The 6,458-nt window shown below is 33.1% G+C and carries 4 protein-coding genes; all 4 read right to left on the reverse strand.

Translation table 11 applies throughout. The features are described from left to right. Positions 1-134 precede the first annotated feature (134 nt). The 4 genes from B3J26_RS08650 to B3J26_RS08665 all read right to left on the reverse strand — a co-directional run bounded on the left by B3J26_RS08650 (position 135) and on the right by B3J26_RS08665 (position 4,815). Positions 135-755 carry a DUF559 domain-containing protein gene (locus tag B3J26_RS08650; protein ID WP_291051014.1) on the reverse strand — a complete coding sequence of 207 codons (621 nt, stop codon included), beginning with the start codon at positions 753-755 and terminating at the stop codon, positions 135-137. Between the two features lie 280 nt (positions 756-1,035). Continuing rightward, positions 1,036-2,133 carry a serine/threonine-protein kinase gene (locus B3J26_RS08655; RefSeq protein WP_291051017.1) on the reverse strand — a complete coding sequence of 366 codons (1,098 nt, stop codon included), beginning with the start codon at positions 2,131-2,133 and terminating at the stop codon, positions 1,036-1,038. A gap of 194 nt (positions 2,134-2,327) precedes the next feature. Beyond that, positions 2,328-4,349 (reverse strand): copper-translocating P-type ATPase, encoded by a 2,022-nt coding sequence (locus B3J26_RS08660; protein ID WP_291071087.1) that lies wholly within the window; start codon positions 4,347-4,349, stop codon positions 2,328-2,330. Between the two features lie 196 nt (positions 4,350-4,545). Next, on the reverse strand, positions 4,546-4,815 hold the full coding sequence (locus tag B3J26_RS08665) for a helix-turn-helix domain-containing protein (protein WP_291071085.1): 270 nt from the start codon (positions 4,813-4,815) through the stop codon (positions 4,546-4,548). Between the last annotated feature and the right edge of the window lie 1,643 nt (positions 4,816-6,458).

The raw sequence follows: 6,458 nt of genomic DNA on the forward strand, positions 1-6,458 counted from the left end.
GGAACTTTCGTTAGGATATCCATTACGCTTTCACGTAAAAACAAAAAACCTCACTAAAAATGCTTTTAAAGAGGTTATTATTTATTCTATTTTTTTTTGTACCTAAAACTGGAGTTGTGCAACAGTTACCCTTGTTATTTATTGGTATTATTGTTTATTGAGTTATACTCTTTTTCTAAAAACTCAATTCCAGTTAAGTGTTTATTATTTTGCACTTTTAGAAAATTTAAATTTATTTTATATTGTTCTGGAAATTTGTAAAATTCTTCTGCCATTCTTTTAACTCCAGCAGGGCATAAGTATGCAGGTGTATTTTGTCCTTTAATACCAAGAGATGAAATTGATTCATCAAATAGTTCTTCTGAATATTCAATATTAAATAATGTACTAACAGCTGTTCTTGTTAGTTGAATGAAATATGGAATTCTGACTACTTTATATCCAAAACTTTCGTAAATTTTTGTATTTACTTCATCTTTTTCAATAGTTTCAGGTTTGGTATAATGAAGAAGTCCATCAAATTCAATAATCAATTTTAATTTTTCACTTCTATAATCAGGTCGACTTAAAATATTTTTACCTTCAGAATTGTTTTGACCAATTGTTTTATTATGAATCCAATCGTCAATTTCAGGGAAAATTGTTTTTAAATATACCTCAAGCCCGGTTCTATGTAAACCAGTATCCTTATCTATTCCAGATTTCTTTGCTGATTCAGAAGTTTCTCTTAAAAATCCCCATTTGTTATTTGACATTTAAATCATTTATTAAATTTGTTGATTGTTTTATACTTGTAGCTAACATTGTTTTTTTTTACAAAGTAGAATATAGAAAAGTTTCATTAAATATTCCTTATATCTACATTTCCTAAAATTAAACCCAAATATACAAACAAAACTATATTGTATACCTTATTGTGTAAAAATAAAACCTTGCTAAAAAACACTTAGCGAGGTTGTATATTTATTGTTATTTGTGTTCAGTGATTTCAATACATATCATACTCTCCAGACAAGACGAAAGCTTAGTTATTAGCTACAGTTTTTCTATATCATTTAGTAATTCAATACAATCTGAATATCTATTTTCAATTGGATTTAAACATTTAGTTATTATTTCTAAAACCTTTTCTTCGATTCCATTTTCAGATAAAATTTTCATAAAATTAGAACCAGCAGGAGGTTGATTACAAAGTAATGTATACCAAATTGCACCAATTGAATATATGTCAGAACGTTTATCAATTAACTTCGGATTTGCAACAAGTTCAGGAGCATTATAATAACCGCTAATAGTTTGAGAACCTGTTTTTGTAAGTCTGGAATGAAGTTCATTTTCTATAAAAATTCCTAATCCAAAATCAATAACCCGAAATTGATTTGGTTTTGCTGCCATTATATTGCTAGGCTTTAAATCTCTATGAATTACTCCATTTTCGTGTGCGTGATTAATAGCACTAGCTATGCTCTTAATTGCTATAATTGATTTGTCAATACTCAATGTTCCAACTTCTTGTAGGATTTGATTAAGATTTTTTCCCTCAAAATATTCCATTCTAATAAATGGTCGTTTTCCAATGAGTCCAGCATCATAAACTTTAATAATATTTCGATGATTTAGCTTGAAAAGAATTCTGGCTTCTTGAAAAAATCTTTCTAATTCTTTTTCGTCACCTCCACTTTCATAGAATGAAGGAGCAAAAACTTTAACAGCAAAATTTAGCTTAAGTAAACGTTGTTCATATAAGTAAACCATTCCAAATCCACCGTGTCCTATAACTTCTTTTTCTTCATAGTTTTTACTAAACTCTAAAGCACCTTCACCATTTTCGTATTCTAAGATTTCTAATATTGGATTAATTTCATTTGCAATTATAATTCTTCTTTCTGCATAAGAAGGAGCTTCTGACTTAATCCAACCCCAAAACTCATCTGAAGTTCTGCAAAGTTTTAAAAAACGCGGTACTACTTTCTCTAAGTTGCTATTTGTCAATATTAATTTTCTAAATCTAGAATATTCTTTTGTGTCAAAATCACCACCAGTTGCACGAGATACTAATCCCATTTTAAATTGCTCCATTTGAAGCAGTAAATCATCTTCGTTTTCAATAGTTGGTAGACTGTCTAATTTCATTGTGGAGTTTCGATTAATATTACTGCTAACGTTTTGGCGCTTGGCGCAGTGGCGGGTTTCGGAGCACAAAACTGTCAATACACCACAAAAGTTGATGCGAGGTACAATGTTCAATTAACCACGTCACCCGCCATTGAGCCAAACGCCTGTTAGCGGTTCGTGCTTCTTTTCTGCGTCTATGTAACTTGATTTTCTCATGTCAGTCGTCTTTTTAATAGCTGTGCATTTATTGCTACTACAATAGTGCTTAAACTCATCAAAACAGCACCAATTGCAGGACTTAACATAAATCCCCACTTGTATAATACACCTGCTGCTAAAGGGATTGCAAGTATATTATAACCCGCAGCCCACCAGAGGTTTTGTATCATTTTATTATACGTAGCCTTACCAAATAATATCAGGTTGGCAATGTCTTTTGGGTCGGAGTTTACAAGTATAATGTCTGCTGTTTCTGCTGCCACATCTGTTCCTGAACCAACAGCAATTCCCACATCTGCTTGTGCCAGTGCAGGTGCATCATTCACTCCATCGCCTGTCATGGCAACATATTCCCCTTTGGTTTGTAATTCTTTTACTTTCTCTAATTTATCGTGAGGTAATACGTTGGCTATGTAGCCGTCCATTTTCAATTCATCACACACTTTCTTGGCTACTTTTTCATTGTCCCCAGTAAGAAGCAAATTTTTAATGCTTGCTTCTTTTAATATTTGAATGGCTTCAAAAGAGCTTTCCCTAATTTGGTCAGAGAAGGTAAAATATCCTGCTACTTCTTTGTCAATCAGAATATAAACAACTGTTCCTGTAAAATCATTGGTTGTATCGGTCACGCTAATGTTTTGTTCTTTCAGGTAATTTGGTCCGACTACTTTTATTTCTTTTCCTTCCACATTTCCTTCTAATCCTTTTCCAGGCAAGTAATTGAAATTTTCTGCTTTTGGAATTTTGATTTTCAATTCCTTTACTTTTCGCAAAAAACCCGCAGCGATATAATGTTCAGAATGTTGTTCAACACCTGATGCCAAACGGAGTAATTCGTTTTTATCAAATCCATTACCCAATACCTTCACTTCCTGCAATTCATGAGAACCTTTTGTAAGTGTTCCTGTCTTGTCGAAAATAATGGTTGTTATCAATCGAGCATTTTCAAAAGCAGTTCTGTTGCGAATGAGCAAACCTTTTTGTGCAGAAATGGATGTTGAAATGGCAACCACCAAAGGCACTGCCAAACCTAAGGCATGCGGGCAGGAAATAACCATTACCGTAACCATCCTTTCCAATGCAAATACAAAAGGAAACCCTAACAGCAACCAAACAACAAACGTAATGACACCACCGCCCAGGGCAACGAAAGTCAAAACCTTTGCGGCACGGTCGGCAAAGTTTTGTGTCTTGGATTTTATTTTTTGTGCATCTTCAACGAGTTTCACTACTTTGTTTAGGTAACTGTCTTTTCCAATGCTTACCACTCTAATGGTTAAAGACCCATTACTATTTACTGCCCCACCTATTACTTTGCTGTCTTTTTCTTTCTTTACAGGTTTGCTCTCACCTGTGAGCATACTCTCATCCACATAACTTTCCCCTTCTATTACTATACCGTCTACCGGAACTTTCTCGCCCGGCTTCACCAGTACCATATCGTCAATTTTCAATTGACTGACCGGCATATCGTGAATGTTCCCGTCCTTAATATGGTGTGCAGTGGAAGGCATCATTTTTACGAGCAATTCCAATGAGCGAGAAGCACCCATAACCGACTTCATCTCAAAGTAATGGCCAATGAGCATGATGTCTATCAGAGTGACCATTTCCCAATAAAAGTCCATACCCTGCAAACCAAAAGTGATAGCAACACTGTAAGCCCAGGCAACTGTAATTGCAACGCCAATCAGTGTCATCATACCAATGGCCTTATCTTTTACTTCGTCATACAGCCCTTTTAGAAAAGGGTAACCGCCATATAAGAATATGAAAGTGGAAAGAAGGGCTAACACATATTTGTCGCCTTCAAAAGTGACTTCAAATCCTAACCACTGCTGTATCATGTGCGACAAGGCAAGTACAGGAATGGATACAATCGAACAGATTACAAATCGCTTCCAAAAATCGGCAATATTATGTCCTGCGTGTTTATCGTGTCCAGAGCCACTGTGTTCGGAATGGTGGTTATGTGTGTGGGTGCTTTCGGTATGATTATGCTTTGAGTGTTCCATATTTTTTGTTTGTTAATCTATTGTTTTGGGTGTTGTTTTAGCATGACCGCTAACATTGTTTTTTTACGAAACTAAAGCTATATCTTCATTTAGTGTAAATAACAAATATATAAATTAATCTAATTTATTACCATTGTTGTATATATAAATAATTGAATAAAAAAAGCTTCATCTGAAGCCTTTTTATTTATTTAAATTAATTATTATAAAATTTATTAAAGTCTTCAAAAAAATCTGACAAGCTAATTTTTTCATACTTTAAAATTAAAGCTATAGTAGATAATGGAATATTGTACCCATCTCCTTTAGATATTTTACTAATTGTTGAAGATGTTACTCCGACTGCTTTTGCGTATTTATTTTGGCTATTATTATTGCTTATATTATTAAAATTGGATAAAAAGCGAATCGTGATATATTCACATAATTTTTTATTGAGGTTACTTTTATAATCGTTTTTTTTCATTTTGTTTAAAAAAAAGTGTTCGCTATAGCGAATAGTTAAAAATTATTGTTATATTTGTATAAGCGAATTGATAATTAGACTTTTAATAGTCATAATTAAACGATGTAATCTCGAGTCAAAACGACCAATTTTACTATCGAGAGTATCGTGAAATCGCTCCATGTCTAAAAAGTTTTGTACTTTCGTATACGGCATGGGCGGTTTTCACATATGCTTTAGGTAGAAGCTTAAATTTATTTAAGTAGGGTTTGGTCGCCCTCGGTACTAAAGTGTGAAGCCGCCTTGCTTTTTTTTGCAAGTATTTCTTCATACTCGAGAAACATCGTTCCATAAAACCAAAAACACATGAGAACGAAACAATTTCCATTCATCTGTAAAAAACCACCAGACAAAGTCTGTTTGTTTTTTCCATTCTTTTAAAGAACAAACCTCCGTTTTATAACATTTAACGGATCGTAAAGCAAAGGGCTCTCCTTTCTTTACACGCTCTCTATCAGAGCCTCGGTAAGGAGACTTTGAAAGCATTCGTTTTATCTTTTTTATTCGCACACTAAATGTAAAACGTTTAATATCATTTTCCAAATTTATTGGGGCTACTACCTGTTTTAAGTTGTAAGTAATGAGTTATAAGTAATAAGTTAAATGTATGATGTACAGATTAGATGTTAGTTGTTTGAGTGGAATCTAAATCAAATATATAGGATGCGATTCTGAGACAAGTCAAGAATGACAAAACTCATTGTAGAAAGTGAATTTGAATATTGAAAAAGGAATTAAAAAAATGTCATATGATTTGGAGGCGAGTGTCAAAAAGTTGAAAGGCATGGTTAAAATGTTTTACTGTTTGCGTAGCAAATGATTTAAAATATTGAATGGCTAAAACTAATTTTGACCGTCGAAAATCAAAGACAAGTTTTTTTTCGTTAGTTTTTTTGACTGTTCCCCGAAGGGCATATGAATACCAATAATTAAAATAGATATTCAATGAATAAAAAAAGTGACAAAAGATTTCTCGAAATGAGAGAATATTAGAGAAACAATGTGTTAAAAAGTGTTAAATTCCTGTATCGGTGTATATCCAAAATGACACTTTTCTGTATCGGTTGTGTATCCGCGCTGTATCCATTCTGTATCCATTGTATATGCGTTCCGTATGGTTTGTTCGGTGTTCGTGTATCGGTGTTGAGTTGTAAAATGTACAAATTAGATGTTAGATATGAGAAATTAGATGTTAGAATTGTAGGATGCGATTCTTAGACAAGCTTAGAATGACAGCGAGATGGTAAGCTCTGATTAATACTCATGTGATAAAAAGAATTTTACATTCATTTTTGTCTTGACACAAAAACGAACCAAAAAAGTCAAGACTGCGATTTTCGACGTTCAATTACCATCTCACGCACTAAAAAGATTAAATGATTCGCTACCGCTCACTAATCTTTTTTACGCTTGTTTCAATGGATTGAAACTCGTCTGCAAATCGTATGTCAACTCTAAAATTCGTTGTTATAAGTGAATTAGAATATTGATAATAAAAAACACGTAAAACGTTAAGCGTACAACGTAAAACTTGATAAAAAACATTGTGGTTAGATAAATTAAGTGTTAAAAAGTGTTAAAATCCTGTATCGGTGTATATCGAA

The sequence above is a fragment of the Empedobacter sp. UBA5987 genome (genome assembly GCF_002429865.1).
Lineage (GTDB): Bacteria > Bacteroidota > Bacteroidia > Flavobacteriales > Weeksellaceae > Empedobacter > Empedobacter falsenii_B.